The following is a 17,590-nucleotide window of genomic DNA, read 5'->3' on the forward strand; positions in this document are numbered from 1 at the left end:
CGGGGTCCGGTTTTATCAGTGGAAGAAGTGGCGGGTTCCGGTCAGATACATGGTCAGATCGGCATTCTGGGCGGCCTTGATCACCTCGGGATCACGGATGGATCCTCCCGGCTGTACCACGGCCCTGATGCCGGCCTGGATCAGGTACTCCAGACCATCGGCGAAGGGGAAGAAGGCATCGGAAGCGGCCACCGAGCCCTTGGCCCGGTTACGGCCTTCATCCAGAGTATTGGCCCGCTCGACTGCTAGGTGGCTGGAGTCCACCCTGTTGACTTGGCCCATGCCAATGCCCACAGTCGCTCCTTGGTTGGCCAGGAGCACGGCGTTGGACTTTACGGAGCGGATGGCGCGCCAGGCGAAGGTCAAATCATCCATGGTCGCCTGGTCGGCGGGGTTGCCGGAGACCAGACGCCAGGTGGAGGGATTGTCGCCAGGGGCGTCAATCAGGTCGGGCGTCTGGACTAGTGCTCCCCCGTCGATGGGACGGATGACCGGGCGCTGACGCGGGCGGCGTTGTACAGACAGGATGCGCAGGTTCTTCTTAGTCCGCAGCAGGTCAAGGGCCTCGGGCTCATAGCCTGGTGCAACAATCACCTCGGTGAAGACCGGCTTGATCTGCTGGGCCATGGCCAGGGTGACTGTGCGGTTGGCGGCAATGACCCCGCCATAGGCGCTCATGGGGTCGCAGGCGTGGGCGCGGCGGTGGGCCTGGGCGATGTCCTCACCCACGGCAAGACCGCAGGGGTTGGAGTGCTTGACTACGGCCACTGCGGGCAGGTCGGGGAAGTCCCAGACCGAGCGCCAGGCGGAATCCGCATCTACATAATTGTTGTAGCTCATTTCCTTGGCCCCGCCCTGGTGCTCTGCCGCAGCGAAGCCGTCCCGGTCCAACGGATCCAGATAGAGGGCAGCCTGCTGGTGAGGGTTCTCCCCGTAGCGTAGCTGACTGGCTAGACGCCAGGTGCGAGTCAACTTCTGGGTTGGTTTCTGATCCTCTACCTTGTCCAGCTTGTCTTCAACCCATGTGTGTGCTGTCCACTCGGCGATGGCGGCATCATAGGAGGCGGTCAGGGCGAAAGCTTTTGCAGCCAAGCGTGCGCGTTCGGCCAGGCTGAAACCGGTGCCTGAAGCAATGCGCTCGGCGGCCAGAGCATAGTCGTCCGGGTCGGTGATTACAGCCACGCTGGCATGGTTCTTGGCTGCGGCCCGGATCATGGCAGGGCCTCCGATGTCGATGCGCTCCAAGCACTGGTCGGCATTTGCACCATCAAGGACGGTCTGCTCGAAGGGGTAGAGGTTGACCACTACCAGGTCGAAGGGGGCGATGCCCAAGTCTTTGAGCTGCTGGACATGGTCGGGGTTGGTCATGTCGGCCAGCAGACCGGCGTGGATGTGCGGATCCAGGGTTTTGACCCGGCCGTCAAAGCTTTCAGGAAAGCCGGTGACCTTTTCCACCGGGGTGACCTGGACACCCAGATCCTGCAGCTTCTTTGCGGTGCTGCCGGTGGAGATGACCTCGGTGCCTGCCTGGCGGAAGGCCGATGCCAGGGCCTCAAGTCCCTGCTTGTGGTAGACCGAGACCAGTGCTCGGTTGATGGTTCGATTCGTGGTGACCATGGAAACTCCTACTCCTATGCTTGAATGCCGAGGCGCCCCGCCACCCTCGGATCTACTTGCTTGGTCTGCGGGTGGACGAGACCTGTCGTGGTGTGTCTGCTCGGTCGGTTGCCTTGGGCTCCTTTCCCTCCTGACCGCGTGATTGGTTGTGTTTTTTCTTGTTTTCCGCCTGGGCGGAAGTCTTTTTGGCGTCTGCCTGGCGCAGATAGTCAATCAGGACGTCCTTGATGATGATCAGGGCGGCGATGACAAGTGCCAGCAGCCATATTCCCAGCAGGCCGACCCCCAGGGAGGTCCCGATCATGCGCAGGGAGGAGGCTATGGGCACGCCCACTCCGGCCAGTCGCTGGCGGCCCAGGGCCCCGTTGGAGAGCTGGAAAAGCAGGGCAAGACCGAGCAGGGCGACCATCCAGGCCAGGACCATGGCCAGGGTTGCCATCAGGAAGCAGACTGCGGTGTCTCGGGATTTCAGACCTGCTTGGCGCACGGCAGCGTGAATTCTGACACCCCAGGGCCCGGTCAGCAAGAGAATGCCGACAACCACTCCGGCCAGCAGGGGCAGGTTGAGCAGGAGCAGACGAACCCCCTGTCGGAAGACAGGCTCTGGGAAAAGCCCAAAGAGGGGCAGCGAGGGCAGGCTTGAGGCGTGTCCGGACCAGAGGGTGAAGGCGGCCAGCTGGCCTATCTTGAAACCGTCACCGAAGAGCCAGGAGGCAGCCCAGACAATCAGATTGGGCAGCCAGGCCAGGGACGCCAGGCTGGTCGTCACAGCCGAGGCGGTGCCCATACGTGTCAGTTTGAACAGGCGGCCCACGTCTCCGTTATAGAGAATGATCCAGACGATTAGGGCGATCAGGCCGGCGGCCAGCATGGCAGCCAGGAGGATCAAACCGGCAGTGAGGCCAAGACGAGCAGTCCTGCGGACCTGAACAGGCACGGCCTCTTTGATTCGTGTGGTAAAGGTCTGGCGGAACGGTTCAGAGCGGACCCAGGCCCAGCCGTAACCCAGCAGAAAGACCAGGCTGGTCCGCAAAAGAATGACCGGGGTGGTATCGACCTGGATGGTCTGGCTGCCCTGTATGAGGATGAGACTGCACAGCATCCAGACGACCAGACCGGCGATGCAGCCGCCGACTGACATGCCCATGCGGCCGACCAGAGTACGGATTATCCATATCAGCAGGCCAGTCAGCAGCAGAGGGATGATGGTCAGGGTCAGGGCCCCGGCTGTGAATCCGCAGCCCTGGGTGAGCAGGGTGATCGTTTCTGTCAGGGCCACGGTGGCCATTGACAGGGATGGCCCGCCCTCCTCGATGGAAATGATGAGCAGGAGCAGGGCCATGCATGCACCGAGGGCGACGGTGTAGATAAGTATGGCTAGGAAGGCCTCTAGGGCCCCCCGGAGCCATACTTTTACCCTGTCGGTCATATGATGGCATGCTCCCGTAGCAGATCGCGGGCCAGCTGGGCAGTCTCGCCGGGTGTGGTGCCCACCTTGATGCCGACGGACTCTAGCACTTTCTTCTTGTCAGCGGCTGTGCCCTTGCCGCCCGAGATGATGGCTCCGGCGTGGCCCATCTGCTTGCCCTCCGGGGCGGTAAAGCCGGCGATGTAAGCCACGATGGGCTTGGTCATGTGGGTGGAGGCCCAATGGGCTGCCTCCTGTTCGGCCGAGCCGCCGATTTCGCCGATCATGACACAGGCCTTGGTCTCAGGATCTCTGTTGAAGGCTTGCAGAGCCTCTAGCATGGTGGTTCCCACGATGGGGTCGCCGCCAATGCCCAGGCAGGCGGTGAAGCCTATAGAGGACAACTCCCCCATGAGCTGATAGGTCAGGGTACCGGACTTGGAGACCAGGCCAAGCGGGCCTCGACCGGCGATGCCCTGCGGGATGATGCCCAGGTCTACGCCGACGCCGTTGGGCCGGCCAGACATGGTCATCAGTCCTGGGCAGTTGGGACCGACGATGCGGCAGCCGCGTTCCCTGGCCAGGGCCACGCAGTATGCGGTATCGGCCACAGGAATGCCCTCGGTGATTACCACGATTAGGGTGATGCCGGCCTCGATGGCCTCGACCATGGCATCCTTGGCGAATCTGGGCGGGACGAATACCACCGAGGTACGGGCTCCGGTCGCCTTGCACGCTGTTGCACAATCGGCGTATACGGGCACATGACGGGCCTGACCATTCGGACCGTCGAAATCCACCGTCATTCCGGCCTTGCGGGCATTGACTCCGGCCAAGATATTGGTGCCGGCCGCCATCATGCGGGCCGTGTGAACCATGCCCTGGTGACCGGTCATGCCCTGGACCATAACGGGGGCGCCGTCCTCGATGAAGAGGGTCATCGTCCCGTCTCCTTTCCTGCCTGAGCGGCCAGGGCCACGGCCTGGTCTGCCGCCTCTTCCATGGTGCGGGCCACCTTGAGCCGAGGTTGCTGGGCCTTGGCCAGCAGGTCCAGTCCCTCTGCAGCCTCATTGCCGTCGAAGCGGACCACAATGGGCTGGTCGCCGTATTGGTCTTGCTTGCCTGCAGCATCCACGGCTGCCAGGATGCCCTGGGCTACCTGCTGGCAAGAGGTGATACCTCCATAAACGTTGACCATGACCGAACGAACCTGGGGGTCGGAGAGGACCACGTCCAGGCTGGTGCGCATGACCTCTGGAGAGGCACCGCCACCGATGTCCAAGAAGTTAGCCGGTCCAATAGGAACACCCTGTCGGCGTCCTGATCCGGCGACCGCATCCAAGGAGCTCATGACCAGTCCTGCACCGTTGCCGATGACACCCACCTGGCCGTCAAGATGGACATAGTGCAGGCCTGCGGCCTTGGCCTTGGCTTCCAAGGGATCCACCTGTGCAGGGTCCGTGAAGCGTTTCCAACCGTCGTGTCGGAAGGCTGCGTTCCCGTCTAGGGAGATCTTGGCATCGAGGGCGTCCAGATGCTTGGTGGCCTCGTCATCCGGGTCGCCCACCTTGGCCAAGGGGTTGATCTCGACCAGGGTCGCGTCGCTGTCCTGGAAGGTGTGCCACATGCCTAAAAGTATCTGTGTGGCTTGCTCCAGATCTGCGTGGTAGAAGCCGATGCGCTCGGCCATGGTGCGGGCGGCCTGCCTGTCGAAATCCTCCAGTGGGCCGATGTGCAGGCGCCGGACCGATTCGGGGTGCTCACGGGCGATGGTCTCCACCTCGGTGCCGCCGCTGGCAGTGGCCAGGACATCGTAGTCCCGGGAGGTGCGGTCCACTGAGATGGACAGGTAATACTCGTGCAGGATATTACGGGCTTCGGTGACCAGGATCCCGCTGACCGGATGGCCATCGATGTTCATGGGCAGGATGGCCTCGGCCAGGGCTACGGCCTGATCGTGATTCTCGGCTCGCTTGACTGCTCCGGCCTGTCCCCTATGGCCAATGGTGGCCTGGCCCTTGATCATGCAGGGGTAGCCGATGACGTCGGCTGCCTGGCCGGCCTCTTCTGCGGTTGAGGCATAGACGGCCCTTGGTTGGGAGATGCCATGTTCAGCGAGCAGCTGCCTGGCCTGGTATTCGTACAAATCCATGGTGAAGATCCCCCAATCGTGCTCAGGCGGGCATGTTCATCAGGCAGGTGACCGGGTAGGCGCCCAGGGCCTTGCGGCCGTCCAGACCGTTGAGTTCCATGACGAAGCTGAAACCAGCCACCTGGCCCCCTGCCTGTTCCACCAGACGTGCCGCTGCCTGGGCGGAACCGCCGGTGGCGATCAGGTCGTCGACAATCAGGACCCGCTGGCCAGGGCGCAGGGAGCCCTGCTCGATTTCGATACGGGCGTTGCCGTATTCAAGGGCGTATTCCTGGCTGTAGGTGGGCTCGGGGAGCTTGCCGGCCTTGCGCATGGGCAGGAAGCCCTTGCCCAGATCGGTGGCCAGCTGGGGACCGATCAGAAAGCCGCGTGCCTCAAGCCCGGCTACCAGGTCGAAGTCCTCCGGCTTGACGGGCAGGGTGCGCTTCATGGCGTCGAGGATGATGGCCAATCCCCTGGGATCCGACATGGCGGGGATGAAGTCCCTGAAAAGGATCCCCTTCTTGGGAAAGTCCGGAATGGTACGGATCAATGAGATCAGATAAGCGGCGTCATCATCGCCCACCTGCTTAAGTTCTCCAACCTTGATATCGTCCGATTGAGCCATGATCTTCTTTCTGTTTTGCTCCTTGGAAGTGGTTGCGGGGCCATCATACGCGCGCCGCGTTTCCGTTCGGAGTCAGCCTGACGGGAGGTGTGCCGCGCGTATGAGGTTCAGGACTTGGTGGAAGTCGAATCCGAAGTCTTGGAAGCCTTGGCAGCCTTGGACGCATCCGATTCGTCAGTGTCATCGGACTTCTCCGCAGTCTCTTCCTTGTCCGATTCGTCTTCATGATCCGGCTGGGTATCCGACTTAGCCTCGGCATCATCCTTGCCTTCTGAGGCGGCAGAGTTTTGGGCGGCAGCATCATCGGCGGCGGTTTCCTCACTGTCGGCATTGTCGCTGGCTTTGTCGTCTTCTTCAGCGGCGGTGACCTCGGCGGGCGCATCCGCGTCCTCGGGCAGGGGGTTGCCGTTTTCGTCAACCTCGTCATCGTGGATGTATGCCGGAACGATGGGCGGCTTGGTGATGGCCTGGATGCGCCAGCGGGACTGCGAACCTTCGGAGTCGATGACCACCTGTTCCTTCTCCAGGTCCACGGAGACGACCTTGCCCAGAAGACCGGTGGTGGTGGCTACCTCGTCACCGGGCTGCAGGGACTGGCGGAAGTCCTGGATGGCGGCCTGCTGCTGCTTGCTCTTGCGGGAGCTTCCCCACATCATGGCGATCATCAGGGCGATGATGACGATCATGAAAATCATGGATCCCATGGTTGTTTCCACTCCTTGTTTCGGCGGTTATCAAACGGCGATATGCATTGCTGCGAAAACCCCAGTCTAGAACAGCTTCATGACATCCTCGGGCGGTTTGCGACCCAGGTGCTCCCAGGCCTTAGAAGTGGCCACACGCCCTTTTGGTGTACGTACCAAGAAGCCCTCGCGCACCAGGTAGGGCTCACAGACCGTTTCGACTGTCTCGGCCTCCTCGCCCACCATAGCGGCCAGGTTGTTCAGGCCCACGGGACCACCGTCGAAACTGTTGACGATGGCCTTGAGGACGGCCAAATCCAGTCGGTCCAGCCCCTCGGAATCGATCTGGTAGAGGGCCAGGGCCTGTTTGACATCATCAGGGCCGACACGGTCAAGATCGTGGACTATGGCCCAGTCACGCACACGACGCAGAAGGCGGTTGGCGATCCTGGGCGTGCCACGGGAGCGCAGGGCCAGCTGATGGGCGGCGTCATCCTGCAGGACAATGCCTAGCACCTTGGCTGATCGCTCGACCAACTTCTCCAGCTCTTCCTCCGGGTAGAAGTCCAGGTGGGCGGTGAAGCCGAAACGGGCTCGCAGCGGCGAGGGCAGCATGCCCTCACGAGTGGTGGCTCCGATGACCGTGAATCTGGGCAAGGTCAGCGGAATGGAGGAGGCTCCGGGGCCCTTGCCCACCATGACATCCACCCGGAAGTCTTCCATGGCGATGTAGAGAAGTTCTTCGGCGGCCCTAGGCAGACGGTGGATCTCGTCTATGAAGAGCACCTCACCGGCCTCCAGAGAGCTCAGGATGGAGGCCAGGTCGCCGGCATGCTGAACAGCTGGCCCCGAGGTGACACGAATGGGAACCTCCAGCTCATGGGCAACGATCATGGCCAGGGTGGTCTTGCCCAGGCCCGGGGGGCCTGCGAGCAGAATATGATCCGGGGCCACGTCCCTCTTTTTGGCAGCCTTCAAAAAGAGGCTCAACTGGGCCTTGAGCCGGGGCTGTCCGATGAACCCGTCCAGGGTTTCCGGACGCAGCTCCTCGTCGCTGACCGGCTCGCCTTCGATGGGCCTGGCCGAGACCATCCGCAGGGATTCCTCTTGCGCATCACCATTCCGGGTATCTATATACCCCGTAGACATCTGCTTGTCAGCCATGGATCAGCGCCCCCTGTCCAGCAGGGTCAGGGCCTGCTTGAGCACCTTGGGAATGTCGGCAGACTGCAGGGGCAGGGTGTAGCCTCCATCGCGGCAGGTCTGCTCCACGGCCAGCTCGGCATCACGCTGCAGCCAGCCCAGGGAAATCAGTCCCTCAACCACCTGGTGGGCGCCATCGTCGGTCTGAGCTGGCCCCTGTCTGCCCGTGCCGGCATCCAAATCAAGCTTTCCGGAGAGTTCGAGGATGATCTTCTGAGCACCCTTCTTGCCTAGGCCTGGCGCCCGGGATAGGGCCGCAGCATCGCCGTCAGCCACGGCTTGGGCCAGTTGGTCTGAGCTCAGGGTGGCAAGAATGGACAGGGCCACGCGAGGTCCGATGCCGCTGACTTTCTGCAACTGGGCAAAGAGGGATTTGGAGGTGCGGCTGAGGAATCCGTAGAGGGTCAGCGCGTCCTGGGTCAGGGACAGAGCGGTGTAGACGGTGACCGTGGACTCGGCCCGCATGGAGGCTAGATCTGACTGAGGCATGCGCACCTCGAAACCTACTCCCGAAACATCAATGACCGCCGAGCCCGTTTCGATGGCGGCCACCCGCCCGGTCAGCATTGCCAGCACTTGATCACCCCTCGATAGAATCGAACGTCTGTTCGAATCAGCTTACATGTCTCGCTGGACTCCCCGGTGCTTACCGTACTTGGCAGAGGCCTGGGCCCACTGACGCTGGGCCTGGGTCAGATGCTCCTCGCGTTCCCCGCCTTGGATGGCCCCGGCAGGCCTTAGGGCATGGCAGATGGCCTGGGCCAGAGCATCGGCGGCATCGGCAGGCTTGGGCAGCTGATTGAGCCCCAGGATGCGGGCCACCATCCGTTGCACCTGGATCTTGTCAGCCTGGCCGTTGCCGGTTACGGCCATCTTGGCCTCGGTGGGTGTGTGCAGGGCCACGGGAATCCCCCGCTGCGCAGCTCCCAGCATGGCTAGCCCTGCCGCCTGAGCGGTTCCCAGCACGGTGTTGTGATTGGACTGGGCAAAGACTCGCTCGATTGATACCACGTCGGGACTGAAACGGTCCAAGGCCGCCGTCAGCCCCTGGTAGATGGTCAGCAGACGCAGGTCCTGGCTCTGTTCGGGGTCTGAGCGCACGACGTCCACATGAACAAAGGAAAGCCGGCGCGATGCACCGGCTTCAATGACGCCAACGCCGCATCGGGTGAGCCCCGGGTCGACGCCGAGAACAATCATAAGGTCACTCGTCGTCCAACTGGGCCATGACCTCGTCGGGCGCAGTCCAGTTGCTGTAGATATCCTGCACGTCGTCCAGATCGTCCAGGTTGTCGATCAGCTTTGAGACCTTGCGGGCGGAGTCCAAGTCCAGGGTGATCTCGCTCTTGGGGTTGAGGACCAAGTCGGCGGAGTCGTAGTCCATACCGGCATCCTGCAGGGCCTTACGGACGGTGACCATGTCGCCGGGGGCAGTCAGCACGGTGTAGCTCTCGCCGTTGTCCTGCACATCCTCAGCACCGGCTTCGGCGGCCTTCTCGAAGACCGTATCGTAGTCCAGGCCCTCCGAGGGGACAATGATCTGACCCTTGCGCTCGAAGTTGAAGCTGACCGACCCGTTTTGGGCCAGGGAGCCGCCGCCCTTGGTCAGAGTGGAACGGACCTCAGCGGCCGCACGGTTGCGGTTGTCGGTCAGGCACTCGATGATGATGCCCACGCCGGCGGGAGCGTAGCCCTCGTAGACGATGGTCTCGTAGTTGGCTGCTCCAGCCTCTTCACCCGAGCCGCGCTTGACGGCCCTGGTGATGTTGTCTGCAGGCACGGAGGACTTCTTGGCCTTGACGATGGCGTCGTAGAGGGTGGGGTTGCCGTCGGGGTCACCGCCGCCTGTGCGGGCAGCGATCTCGATGTTCTTGATCAGCTTGGCGAAGAGCTTGCCACGCTTGGCGTCGATGGCTGCTTTCTTGTGCTTGGTGGTCGCCCACTTCGAATGCCCTGACATATGTCTCCTGACGATACGAATGCGTAAACGAATGGAATTCTAGTTCCGCTCTTCGACAATTTTACGGGATTTCAGGCACTTCCGTGGGGGCTTCATCGTAAGGAGAACCAGCCTTCCGACCCACTAGCCTGCCCAGCAGGCCACGGCGATGATCGGGCCGGGCTGCCAGCGCCCGGGCATAGACATCCAGAACCTGGTCGGTGACCCGCTCCCAGTCGTAGTCGCCGGCTCGACGCATTCCGCAAGAGGCCAGGTTCAGGCGGGCAGATCGGTCATCAAGCAGGTCCAGGACCACCCGGGCGCAGTCTTGGGGGTCTCCGGTGGCGAACAGACGCGCGCTGCGGCCCTTCTGGGAGACGTCCTCGAAGGCTGGCAGGTTCGAGGCCACAACCGGGCAGCCCGCCGCCATGGCCTCGACCAGCACGATGCCAAAGCTCTCTCCCCCGGTCTGCGGTGCCACATACAGGCCAAGGCTGTGGTAGAAGGAGGCCTTGTCCTCGTCGCTGATCCGGCCCAGGAAGGTGAAGTGCCGGGCCAGTCCGGGATCGACGGCTTCGAGTATTTCCCGGGCCTCCCCCTGGCCGTCACCTGCACACAGGAAGCGGGCTCCGGGCACGCGCCGAAGAATGGCAGGTGCGGCCTGGGCCAGAATCTTGAACCCCTTGCGCTCCTCCTTCATCCTTCCCAGGAATCCGATGGTGGGTTCCCGCTCGCTCCCCTGCCATTCCGGGCGCGGCCGGGCATTGCGCAGGGCTCTGGTTTCGATACCGTTGGGGATGATCTGACTGGGTATGCCCGGCTCCAGCAGATTCCGGGCGTTCTGCATGGCCGAGGGGCTGACGAAGATGGCCTGGCTGATATTGGCCAGGTATCGGCGTAGGTAGCGTCTGGTCAGCCTCAGGGCGAGCGGGGTCGAATCGAAGGCCGCATGGAAGGTGGCCACATAGGGGCAGGGAATGAATCCGGGCCTCAAGGGCTTGTGGCTCAGGGATGGCACCTCGGGCTCGTGCAGGTGCAGAATGTCGAAGTGGCCCTGCCTGACCCACTGCCGGGTCTTGTGACCGGCCACGCCGAAGTAGCTCAGGTTGGCCACGGATCCGTTGTAGGGGATGGAGAAGGAGGAGCCGGTGGTCTGCACCCAGAGGGGCATGTCCTGGGTGCGTCGGCCCGGGGCCAGAACCTGCACCTGGTGGCCACGGTCCATAAGATGCCTGGCGAAGTCGCGGATGTGCAATTGGACGCCTCCTGGGGTCTCGAAGGAGTAGGGCGAGATGATCCCCACCCGCAGAGGAGCCTTGATGGCCGCACGTTCCGGCTCCTGCTCAGGCCTTTGCTCGGGTGTCTTCATGCCTATTACCTCCCTTGTTCTTGGATGCCTGGGCCAGGATGAAGTCCGGCAGGTCGTGCATCCGGGAAAGATCCAGATCCTCAAGGAAAATCGGCTGGAGCATGTGCCAGTCCTCGGGATGCTCGCGAATACCTTGGGCCCACTGGTCCACCCAGGCCTGGGTCAGATCGTTGATGGCCTGCTCCCGGGGCATGTCCAGGTAGGATTCGATGGCGATGGGCCCGTCCACCTGGCAGACATAGCCGTAGGGGGCCTTGGCTTGTCGGCGACGCTCCCCCGTCAGCTTTTCCCTGTGCATGTTCACGGTATACAGGGGCAGGCGGGCATCCAAGGCTATGACGGCAGGGCCAGCGGCCACGCGGATCCAGGAGTTGAAGGCTCTGACGAAGACGCCTCGGCGGCTCAGATCGCGGTCGGCCAGCAGGGGCACGACTTGATCAGGCTCCCGCAGCAGGGTTGTCAGACGGCCGGTGATGTTCGGCTCGCCGGTCAGCAGGATGTTCATGCCCAGGCGGCGACGGATGTCCGCAAAGGTGTTGAGCATGCCTTGGTCCCGCAGCCGCTCTGCCACCGTGGTGACCTGCCCGACCGTGGAGCAGGCCCAGAACCCCGCGTAGTCCCAGTTGCCCTGGTGGCCCATGCCGATGGGCAAGGAGCGCAGGCCGATATCTGTCTTGGCTGGATCCGGGTAGGCGCTGCCGCCACCGTGTATACGTGCCAACAGCTGCTCCTTGGTGCGGGCCCCCACGGTCAGGGCCTCTACGAAGTAGACGAAGTAGGAGCGCATGCCCTGGCGCGAGGTGCGACGCAGACTGGGATGGTCGACCTCCGGCATGACATGGGCCAGGTTGCGCTCCAGCTGCCTGACACCGCCTATCCGAAACAGCCAGCAGAAGTCGGCTGCTGCCAGGAAGAGGCCGCGCAACAACCTCTCGGGCACCAGACGCGCATGCTGCGCCAGAAAGATGAGCAGTCGGTCCGGCATGGGCTCACTCGTGGTTGGGGTTGGCAGGCTGCGGGTTGCGGCTCATATCCTTGGCGACGTGGCTGATCCGCTGCCAGACGGTGACGATGCCCAGCAGGGCCAGCAGTACCAGGAAGCAGCTGAGCACGGCCAGGGGCAGCCCGGCACCGGTCAGCGCCATGCCTACCAGGATGATGACCAGCCGGTCCGACCTGGTGGCGATGCCGTTCTTGGCCTCGAAGCCCTCCGCCTCGGCCCGAGCCCGGGCGTAAGAGGTGACGAAGGAGGTCATGATGGCGAAGAGCGCTGCAGCCATGCCCACCTGGGCCCAGATGTCGGGACCCTGGTGGCTGCCATCTGCCACCCAGGCCAGTTCGTGGCGGCGCAGGTAGATGATGACCCCGGTCAGGACGGCCCAGTCGGCTATCCGGTCAAGGGTGGAGTCCAGGAAGCCCCCGAACTGGGTGCCCCCGCCGGTCAGCGCGGCCACGGAACCATCCAGGGAGTCGAAGGCCACCAGGATGGCCAGGACGATGGCACCGGGCAGGAGCCAGCCGGTGAACCCGGTCACGATGGCGACCAGGGTGGTGCCTACGGCTCCGATGATCGTGACACCGTTGGCGCTCACGCCCAGACGAACCAGACCGCGGGCGATGGGGGCGATTATGCGCTTCCAGGGGCGCCGTAGATGCTCGAACATTGGTCAGTCCTGACTGCAGGAGGTGTTCGCTCGGAAGTCGTCTGCCGAGTTGATCTGGGCGCGGACCTTGATGGCCTCGTTGATCCAGGCGCGGGCCTGCTCCACGGGCACTCCGTTGAGCTGGCTGCCGTCGCGGAAGCGGAAGGAGACCGCGTTCTTGGAGACATCCTCCTCGCCGGCAATCAGAATGAAGGGGGCCTTGGACTTGGCTGCGTTGCGGATCTTCTTGCCGAAGCGATCGTCAGAGCGGTCGATCTCGCAGCGGACCATGTCGTCGCGCAGCTGGTCCAGCAAGTGCTCCAGGTGGGGAGCAAACTCGTCGGCCACGGGCACGGCCTGCACCTGGACCGGGGCCAGCCAGGCCGGGAAGGCACCGGCGTAGTGCTCCAGCAGGATGGCGAAGAAGCGTTCGATGGAACCGAAGAGGGCCCGGTGGATCATGACCGGCCGCTGGTGGGAACCGTCGGCGGCGATGTATTCCAGCTGGAAGCGCTCGGGCAGGTTGAAGTCCAGCTGAATGGTGGAGACCTGCCAGGTGCGTCCGATGGCATCCCGGGCCTGCACGGAGATCTTGGGTCCGTAGAAGGCGGCGCCCTCGGGATCGTCAACCAGCTCCAGCCCGGAGTCCTTGGCCACCTCGGCCAGGGTGTTGGTAGCTTCCTCCCAGACCTCGTCGGAGCCGACGAACTTGTTGGGATCCTTGGTGGACAGCTCAAGATAGAAGTCGTTGAGGCCGAAGTCCTTGAGCACCTTGAGCACGAATTGGAGCAGGTTGGTCAGCTCCCCCCTCATCTGGTCCCGGGTGCAGTAGATGTGGGAGTCGTCCTGGGTCAGGCCACGCACACGGGTCAGGCCGTGGACCTCGCCGGACTTCTCGTAGCGGTAGACTGTGCCAAATTCGAACAGCCGCAGGGGCAGCTCCTTGTAGGAGCGCTGGCGGGACTTGAAAATCAGGTTGTGCATGGGACAGTTCATAGGCTTCAGGTAGTAGTCGAAGCCCTGGCGGGTGACCTTGCCGTCGGCATCCTTCTCCTCGTCCAGGTGCATGGGCGGGTACATGCCGTCCTTGTACCACTGCAGGTGGCCCGAGATCTCGTAGAGGTGGCCCTTGGTGATGTGCGGGGTCTGCACGAAGGAGTAGCCGTTGCGCCTGTGCATCTGCCGGGAGTAGTCCTCCATGGTGTTGATGACGGCCGCGCCCTTGGGGTGGAAGACGGGCAGTCCGGGCCCGATCTCGTCCGGGAAGGAGAAGAGGTCCATCTCGGCGCCCAGCTTGCGGTGGTCGCGGCGGGCAGCCTCCTCCAGGCGGGCGGGGTAGGCCTTCATGTCGTCCTTGTTGGCCCAGGCAGTGCCGTAGATTCGCTGGAGCATGGGGTTCTTCTCGTCTCCGCGCCAGTAAGCGGCTGCCGTGCGCATGAGCTTGAAGCAGCGGATGTAGCGGGTGTTGGGCAGGTGGGGGCCCCGGCAGAGGTCCTTCCAGACCGTGTTGCCTTCGCGATCCAGGTTGTCATATATGGTCAGCTGGCCGCCGGTGGCAACCTCGGTGGCTTCCTCGCTGTTGATCTCGGCTTCTTTGGCCCCGATCAGCTCCAGCTTGTAGGGCTGGTCGGCCTCCTCCTTGCGGGCCTCCTCCTCGGTGACCACGCGACGGCGGAAGCTCTGGGAGGACTTGATGATGTGTTTCATCCGCTGTTCGATCTGCTTGAGGTCGTCGGGGGTGAAGGGCTTGTCCACGTCGAAGTCGTAGTAGAAGCCATCCTTGATGACCGGGCCGATGCCCAGCTTGGCGTCCGGGCGGATCTCCTGGACGGCCTGAGCCATGACGTGGGTGGCCGAGTGCCGCATGATGGCCAGTCCCTGGTCGCTCTCCAGGGTGATGGGCTCGACCTTGTCGCCCTCGTGCAGGGGTGTGTAGAGGTCGCGTGGTTGCCCGTTGAGGTCGACGGCGATGATGTCCTTGTCGTCAGCAAAAAGCTGGACGCCAGTCTGATCCGCCGCCACCTCCTTCCGTTCGCCCTTGACGATGATGGAGATGCTCGACTGTGTCATGAATGCCGTCCTTGCTATCGGAGCCCGCGTTACAGGGTGCAGGCTGGACATGGTTATCGTGCCATAGCCTAGGTCGTCACTCAGACAAGGAGGGGCCTTTGTTGCCCATGGAGCGCAGATAATCCTCGGCTTCTCGGACCAGCTCTTCGGCGGCCGGCTCGTCCACCTGGGCCTGGTCGACATCCATCTCCAGACGGTGGACGTAGTTGGCCAGGTCGTCGTTGCAGCGCAGCAACATCCCGGCCTGGGCCTTCCACTCGGCGGCCTTGCGGGGCAGCTCCCCCTCGTCCAGGTGGACGCCAAGCATGGCCGAAAGCCTTTGCAGCAGCTGCAGTGTGCCCTGGGCGCACTCGTCGCTGCCCAGGTACTGGGGCACGGAGACCCAGATGGACTCGGTGCTGTAGCCGTCCTGGGTGGCCAGGGCATCCAGGACGGTGGGGATGCCTATGGGGCCAGAGTGACCGTCTGTGTCGGTCTTGGGCTGGTCGCCGGCCAGGTCATCGATGGGCAGAGGTCTGGTGTGGGGGCAGTCGGCGAACATGGCGCCCAGTGTGATGATGGCCTCCGCCTCATCGTCTTCGGCCCAGTGGATGCTGCGCCGGCAGAAGTCGCTCCAGTGGTAGTTGGGCTCCGGGCCCATCTCCAGCAGAAGTGTGTGGGTATCATCAATCTGCACCCGGTAGATCTTGGTAGAGGGCCAGATAATTCGCCGCCGACCCTGCACGTGGCAGAGCATGGGCCGTGACATCTGATAGTCGTAGAACCCATCGCCCGGAATGCTGCCGATCTCATGGGACTCATAGACGTTCAACAGGTGGCGGATGACGTTGGTCGAGGCTGAGCACGCATCGTTCCAGCCATCGAAGGCGGCCACCATGGTGCAGTGCTGCCTGGCTTCTTCACTCATACCTCTCACCCTACCGGTAGGAAGCCCTGTACTTCGCGGCTTTGCCGTCAGCGGAGGGTGGCTCTATGACGCGGCGACACGCGCTTTTTGCCAAGTGCGGAGGTCTACGCTACAGTAGTGCAACGTGCTTCGGCAGTCACCACCACGGTGAAAGTTGAATGTGCGGGCATAGCTTAGTTGGTAAAGCGCGACCTTGCCAAGGTCGAGACCGCGGGTCCGAGTCCCGTTGCCCGCTCGAGGTTTCGAGCAGTTTAACCAATACGGTGGGTTAGCCAAGCGGTTAGGCAGCGGCCTGCAAAGCCGTATAGACGAGTTCGACTCTCGTACCCACCTCTCTCTCGAAATGAGAATGACCCGGGCGGTTGGCGCAGAGGTAGCGCACTTCCCTGACACGGAAGGGGTCACTGGTTCGAATCCAGTATCGCCCACGAGGATCACTTCGGTGGTCTTTTCAAATCCGGGCGATTGGCGCAGCGGCTAGCGCACTTCGTTCACACCGAAGGGGTCGCAGGTTCGATTCCTGCATCGCCCACCTGGATTTTCTCCCTACCCCTCCCCTATCTTCCATCTACGGATAGTTCTCAGTCAGCGACTGTCATTTTGCGAACTTTCTGAATGCTCGATAGTCCCTCACCAGTCATTCCCCCGGCCAAGATGCAAGTAATAAATTATTGTTACCAGCATGACCGAAGTTTGCTGTTTATGCTTAATTACAGTGGCTGTCGACCGGTTTTCGTGGCGGATAGCGAACGGAGTGTTGAGTATGTCCGGGACCTTGTGATAATTTGCTCTTAACAGCAGGTCGGGGGACCTGTCAGAAACGGGAGTACCTGATACATCCTTGAAGAGGTGATAGCATGAAGAAAGGCCTAGGCCAATGAGGGCATGTATCTAGCCTGGCTGAATCTGCAATGCACCCCAGCTTGAGGAAACTGTGGGCTCCCTGTTTCACCTATGTAATACTTGCGTGGTTTGTATGTATGGCCACGTTCCGGTTGTCGCCAATGGCGGCGGCCGTGCTGTAAAGCTCCTCCGGCGGCACAGAAATATACCCCCCTCTCCTGCCGCCGGAGGTCTTACTTTTTAGCCCTTATTTCAGGGCTTGCAGGTACCGGTAGAGGGTGGGAATTGATATCTTGAGCTCAGGGGCTACGATTCCCACCGCGCCTTTGATGAGGAAGATGCCCCGGTCCTTGATGTTGCGAATGATCTCCAGCCTGTCCTGCTTGGTCAGCTTGTCCATAGGAATGTTGAACTGGCGGACCTCATCTCTGGTGATTCTGCGAATGTTCTCCGCGGGCTCCTCGCTCACGTGGCGGCGGGAGGTCTCAGTGGAGATCTGTACATCGTCGGAGTCGATCGAGGACAGCGTCTGCAGCACATGGGCAGCCTGCTGCAACTCGGTAATGTTGATGCTGATGCAGAGCAGACCAATGACGGTCTGATCCCGGTTGCGGACCAGATAGGAGGAGACGCGAAACTCGTGCTTGTTCAGCCGGCGCCCTCTGTAGTCGGAGACGAAGTCGGCCCCGTCCTGGTCGGCCCGTATGGCCAGTTGTCGGGTCTGGTCTGTGACTGCGTCGCCCAGGGAGCGTCCGGAGAGCTGGCCGTTGCGGATGAAGACGATGGAATTTTCCGGGCGTGTGATGTCATGCACAACAATCTCGGCCATGGGACCGAAGGAATCGGCTATGAATTCTGCCAGGGGAAATACCTCTTCAAGGTTGTCTACTGTGAAATGCATGGCTGATCCTCAACATCCTAACAGGGCGGCTTGTAACCACCGGTTGGTGCTGCGGGAAGCGAAAGGTATTGGATGGCGTGATATGGTCCATCACCTCCATACCAGCCAATCGGCCTCCTCTAATCCCGTATATTAGACCTTCTTTTGTGCGCTTCAGTCCTCTACATACGACCTATTGAGACCGCAGGAGTGCTGAAGTGCCGAATGAATTTTCATGGTAACGCAAGAAGGCGGCTGAATCTTGCTTT

General features: G+C 62.2%; 16 protein-coding genes and 4 tRNA genes. 4 read left to right on the forward strand and 16 right to left on the reverse strand.

Annotated features, from left to right (window positions below):
* Positions 1 to 15 precede the first annotated feature (15 nt).
* From purH to DKK74_RS04000, 15 genes are all read right to left on the reverse strand, one after another.
* A complete protein-coding gene (purH, locus tag DKK74_RS03930) occupies positions 16 to 1,617 on the reverse strand; it encodes a bifunctional phosphoribosylaminoimidazolecarboxamide formyltransferase/IMP cyclohydrolase (protein WP_110412906.1) in 1,602 nt (533 codons plus the stop codon).
* Between the two features lie 52 nt (positions 1,618 to 1,669).
* Complete coding sequence (locus DKK74_RS03935) at positions 1,670 to 3,046, reverse strand: cell division protein PerM (RefSeq protein WP_110412907.1); 1,377 nt, start codon at positions 3,044 to 3,046, stop codon at positions 1,670 to 1,672.
* Positions 3,043 to 3,966 (reverse strand): succinate--CoA ligase subunit alpha, encoded by a 924-nt coding sequence (gene sucD / locus DKK74_RS03940; RefSeq protein WP_110412908.1) that lies wholly within the window; start codon positions 3,964 to 3,966, stop codon positions 3,043 to 3,045. Before sucD ends, DKK74_RS03935 begins: the two co-directional genes overlap by 4 nt.
* The gene (gene sucC, locus DKK74_RS03945; RefSeq protein WP_110412909.1) at positions 3,963 to 5,177 is read right to left on the reverse strand and encodes an ADP-forming succinate--CoA ligase subunit beta; all 1,215 of its coding nucleotides are present in this window, start codon (positions 5,175 to 5,177) and stop codon (positions 3,963 to 3,965) included. Before sucC ends, sucD begins: the two co-directional genes overlap by 4 nt.
* Before the next feature lie 22 nt (positions 5,178 to 5,199).
* A complete protein-coding gene (locus tag DKK74_RS03950; protein WP_110412910.1) occupies positions 5,200 to 5,784 on the reverse strand; it encodes an adenine phosphoribosyltransferase in 585 nt (194 codons plus the stop codon).
* 107 nt (positions 5,785 to 5,891) lie between these two features.
* Positions 5,892 to 6,488, reverse strand: coding sequence for a preprotein translocase subunit YajC (locus tag DKK74_RS03955; protein ID WP_110412911.1), 597 nt, complete (start codon positions 6,486 to 6,488; stop codon positions 5,892 to 5,894).
* 66 nt (positions 6,489 to 6,554) lie between these two features.
* A complete protein-coding gene (gene ruvB / locus DKK74_RS03960) occupies positions 6,555 to 7,631 on the reverse strand; it encodes a Holliday junction branch migration DNA helicase RuvB (RefSeq protein ID WP_258334449.1) in 1,077 nt (358 codons plus the stop codon).
* A 3-nt stretch (positions 7,632 to 7,634) separates the two neighbouring features.
* On the reverse strand, positions 7,635 to 8,246 hold the full coding sequence (gene ruvA / locus DKK74_RS03965) for a Holliday junction branch migration protein RuvA (RefSeq protein WP_110412912.1): 612 nt from the start codon (positions 8,244 to 8,246) through the stop codon (positions 7,635 to 7,637).
* Between the two features lie 42 nt (positions 8,247 to 8,288).
* Positions 8,289 to 8,870: a crossover junction endodeoxyribonuclease RuvC gene (gene ruvC / locus DKK74_RS03970; protein WP_110412913.1), complete on the reverse strand. Its 582-nt coding sequence runs from the start codon at positions 8,868 to 8,870 to the stop codon at positions 8,289 to 8,291.
* Between the two features lie 4 nt (positions 8,871 to 8,874).
* On the reverse strand, positions 8,875 to 9,630 hold the full coding sequence (locus DKK74_RS03975) for a YebC/PmpR family DNA-binding transcriptional regulator (protein ID WP_110412914.1): 756 nt from the start codon (positions 9,628 to 9,630) through the stop codon (positions 8,875 to 8,877).
* A 61-nt stretch (positions 9,631 to 9,691) separates the two neighbouring features.
* On the reverse strand, positions 9,692 to 10,978 hold the full coding sequence (locus tag DKK74_RS03980) for a glycosyltransferase family 4 protein (protein WP_110412915.1): 1,287 nt from the start codon (positions 10,976 to 10,978) through the stop codon (positions 9,692 to 9,694).
* Positions 10,953 to 11,963 (reverse strand): phosphatidylinositol mannoside acyltransferase, encoded by a 1,011-nt coding sequence (locus tag DKK74_RS03985; RefSeq protein WP_110412916.1) that lies wholly within the window; start codon positions 11,961 to 11,963, stop codon positions 10,953 to 10,955. The genes DKK74_RS03980 and DKK74_RS03985 overlap by 26 nt, the downstream gene beginning before the upstream one ends.
* 4 nt (positions 11,964 to 11,967) lie before the next feature.
* Complete coding sequence (pgsA, locus tag DKK74_RS03990; protein WP_110412917.1) at positions 11,968 to 12,642, reverse strand: phosphatidylinositol phosphate synthase; 675 nt, start codon at positions 12,640 to 12,642, stop codon at positions 11,968 to 11,970.
* A 3-nt stretch (positions 12,643 to 12,645) separates the two neighbouring features.
* Positions 12,646 to 14,691, reverse strand: coding sequence for a threonine--tRNA ligase (gene thrS / locus DKK74_RS03995; RefSeq protein ID WP_110412918.1), 2,046 nt, complete (start codon positions 14,689 to 14,691; stop codon positions 12,646 to 12,648).
* A 76-nt stretch (positions 14,692 to 14,767) separates the two neighbouring features.
* Entirely contained in the window at positions 14,768 to 15,598 is an 831-nt protein-coding gene (locus tag DKK74_RS04000; RefSeq protein ID WP_024628113.1) for a PAC2 family protein, read from the reverse strand.
* Positions 15,599 to 15,760: 162 nt separating this feature from the next.
* Between DKK74_RS04000 and DKK74_RS04005 the strand changes: the two genes are divergently transcribed.
* The 4 genes from DKK74_RS04005 to DKK74_RS04020 all read left to right on the forward strand — a co-directional run bounded on the left by DKK74_RS04005 (position 15,761) and on the right by DKK74_RS04020 (position 16,130).
* Positions 15,761 to 15,833 (forward strand) — tRNA-Gly (locus DKK74_RS04005).
* Between the two features lie 27 nt (positions 15,834 to 15,860).
* Positions 15,861 to 15,931 (forward strand) — tRNA-Cys (locus DKK74_RS04010).
* Positions 15,932 to 15,954: 23 nt separating this feature from the next.
* A tRNA-Val gene (locus DKK74_RS04015) sits at positions 15,955 to 16,026 on the forward strand.
* A 31-nt stretch (positions 16,027 to 16,057) separates the two neighbouring features.
* Positions 16,058 to 16,130 (forward strand) — tRNA-Val (locus DKK74_RS04020).
* A 558-nt stretch (positions 16,131 to 16,688) separates the two neighbouring features.
* Here the strand turns inward: DKK74_RS04020 and DKK74_RS04025 are convergent.
* Positions 16,689 to 17,342, reverse strand: a complete 654-nt coding sequence (locus DKK74_RS04025) for a helix-turn-helix transcriptional regulator (RefSeq protein ID WP_046322910.1) — start codon at positions 17,340 to 17,342, stop codon at positions 16,689 to 16,691.
* Positions 17,343 to 17,590: the final 248 nt, after the last annotated feature.

Source organism: Bifidobacterium asteroides (assembly GCF_003202755.1).
GTDB lineage: Bacteria > Actinomycetota > Actinomycetes > Actinomycetales > Bifidobacteriaceae > Bombiscardovia > Bombiscardovia asteroides_F.

Coding starts and splice junctions, on each gene's coding strand:
- purH (WP_110412906.1), bottom strand. CDS start 1,617: ATGGTCACCACGAATCGAACCATCAACCGAGCACTGGTCTCGGTCTAC.
- DKK74_RS03935 (WP_110412907.1), bottom strand. CDS start 3,046: ATGACCGACAGGGTAAAAGTATGGCTCCGGGGGGCCCTAGAGGCCTTC.
- sucD (WP_110412908.1), bottom strand. CDS start 3,966: ATGACCCTCTTCATCGAGGACGGCGCCCCCGTTATGGTCCAGGGCATG.
- sucC (WP_110412909.1), bottom strand. CDS start 5,177: ATGGATTTGTACGAATACCAGGCCAGGCAGCTGCTCGCTGAACATGGC.
- DKK74_RS03950 (WP_110412910.1), bottom strand. CDS start 5,784: ATGGCTCAATCGGACGATATCAAGGTTGGAGAACTTAAGCAGGTGGGC.
- DKK74_RS03955 (WP_110412911.1), bottom strand. CDS start 6,488: ATGGGATCCATGATTTTCATGATCGTCATCATCGCCCTGATGATCGCC.
- ruvB (WP_258334449.1), bottom strand. CDS start 7,631: ATGGCTGACAAGCAGATGTCTACGGGGTATATAGATACCCGGAATGGT.
- ruvC (WP_110412913.1), bottom strand. CDS start 8,870: ATGATTGTTCTCGGCGTCGACCCGGGGCTCACCCGATGCGGCGTTGGC.
- DKK74_RS03975 (WP_110412914.1), bottom strand. CDS start 9,630: ATGTCAGGGCATTCGAAGTGGGCGACCACCAAGCACAAGAAAGCAGCC.
- DKK74_RS03980 (WP_110412915.1), bottom strand. CDS start 10,978: ATGAAGACACCCGAGCAAAGGCCTGAGCAGGAGCCGGAACGTGCGGCC.
- DKK74_RS03985 (WP_110412916.1), bottom strand. CDS start 11,963: ATGCCGGACCGACTGCTCATCTTTCTGGCGCAGCATGCGCGTCTGGTG.
- pgsA (WP_110412917.1), bottom strand. CDS start 12,642: ATGTTCGAGCATCTACGGCGCCCCTGGAAGCGCATAATCGCCCCCATC.
- thrS (WP_110412918.1), bottom strand. CDS start 14,691: ATGACACAGTCGAGCATCTCCATCATCGTCAAGGGCGAACGGAAGGAG.
- DKK74_RS04000 (WP_024628113.1), bottom strand. CDS start 15,598: ATGAGTGAAGAAGCCAGGCAGCACTGCACCATGGTGGCCGCCTTCGAT.
- DKK74_RS04025 (WP_046322910.1), bottom strand. CDS start 17,342: ATGCATTTCACAGTAGACAACCTTGAAGAGGTATTTCCCCTGGCAGAA.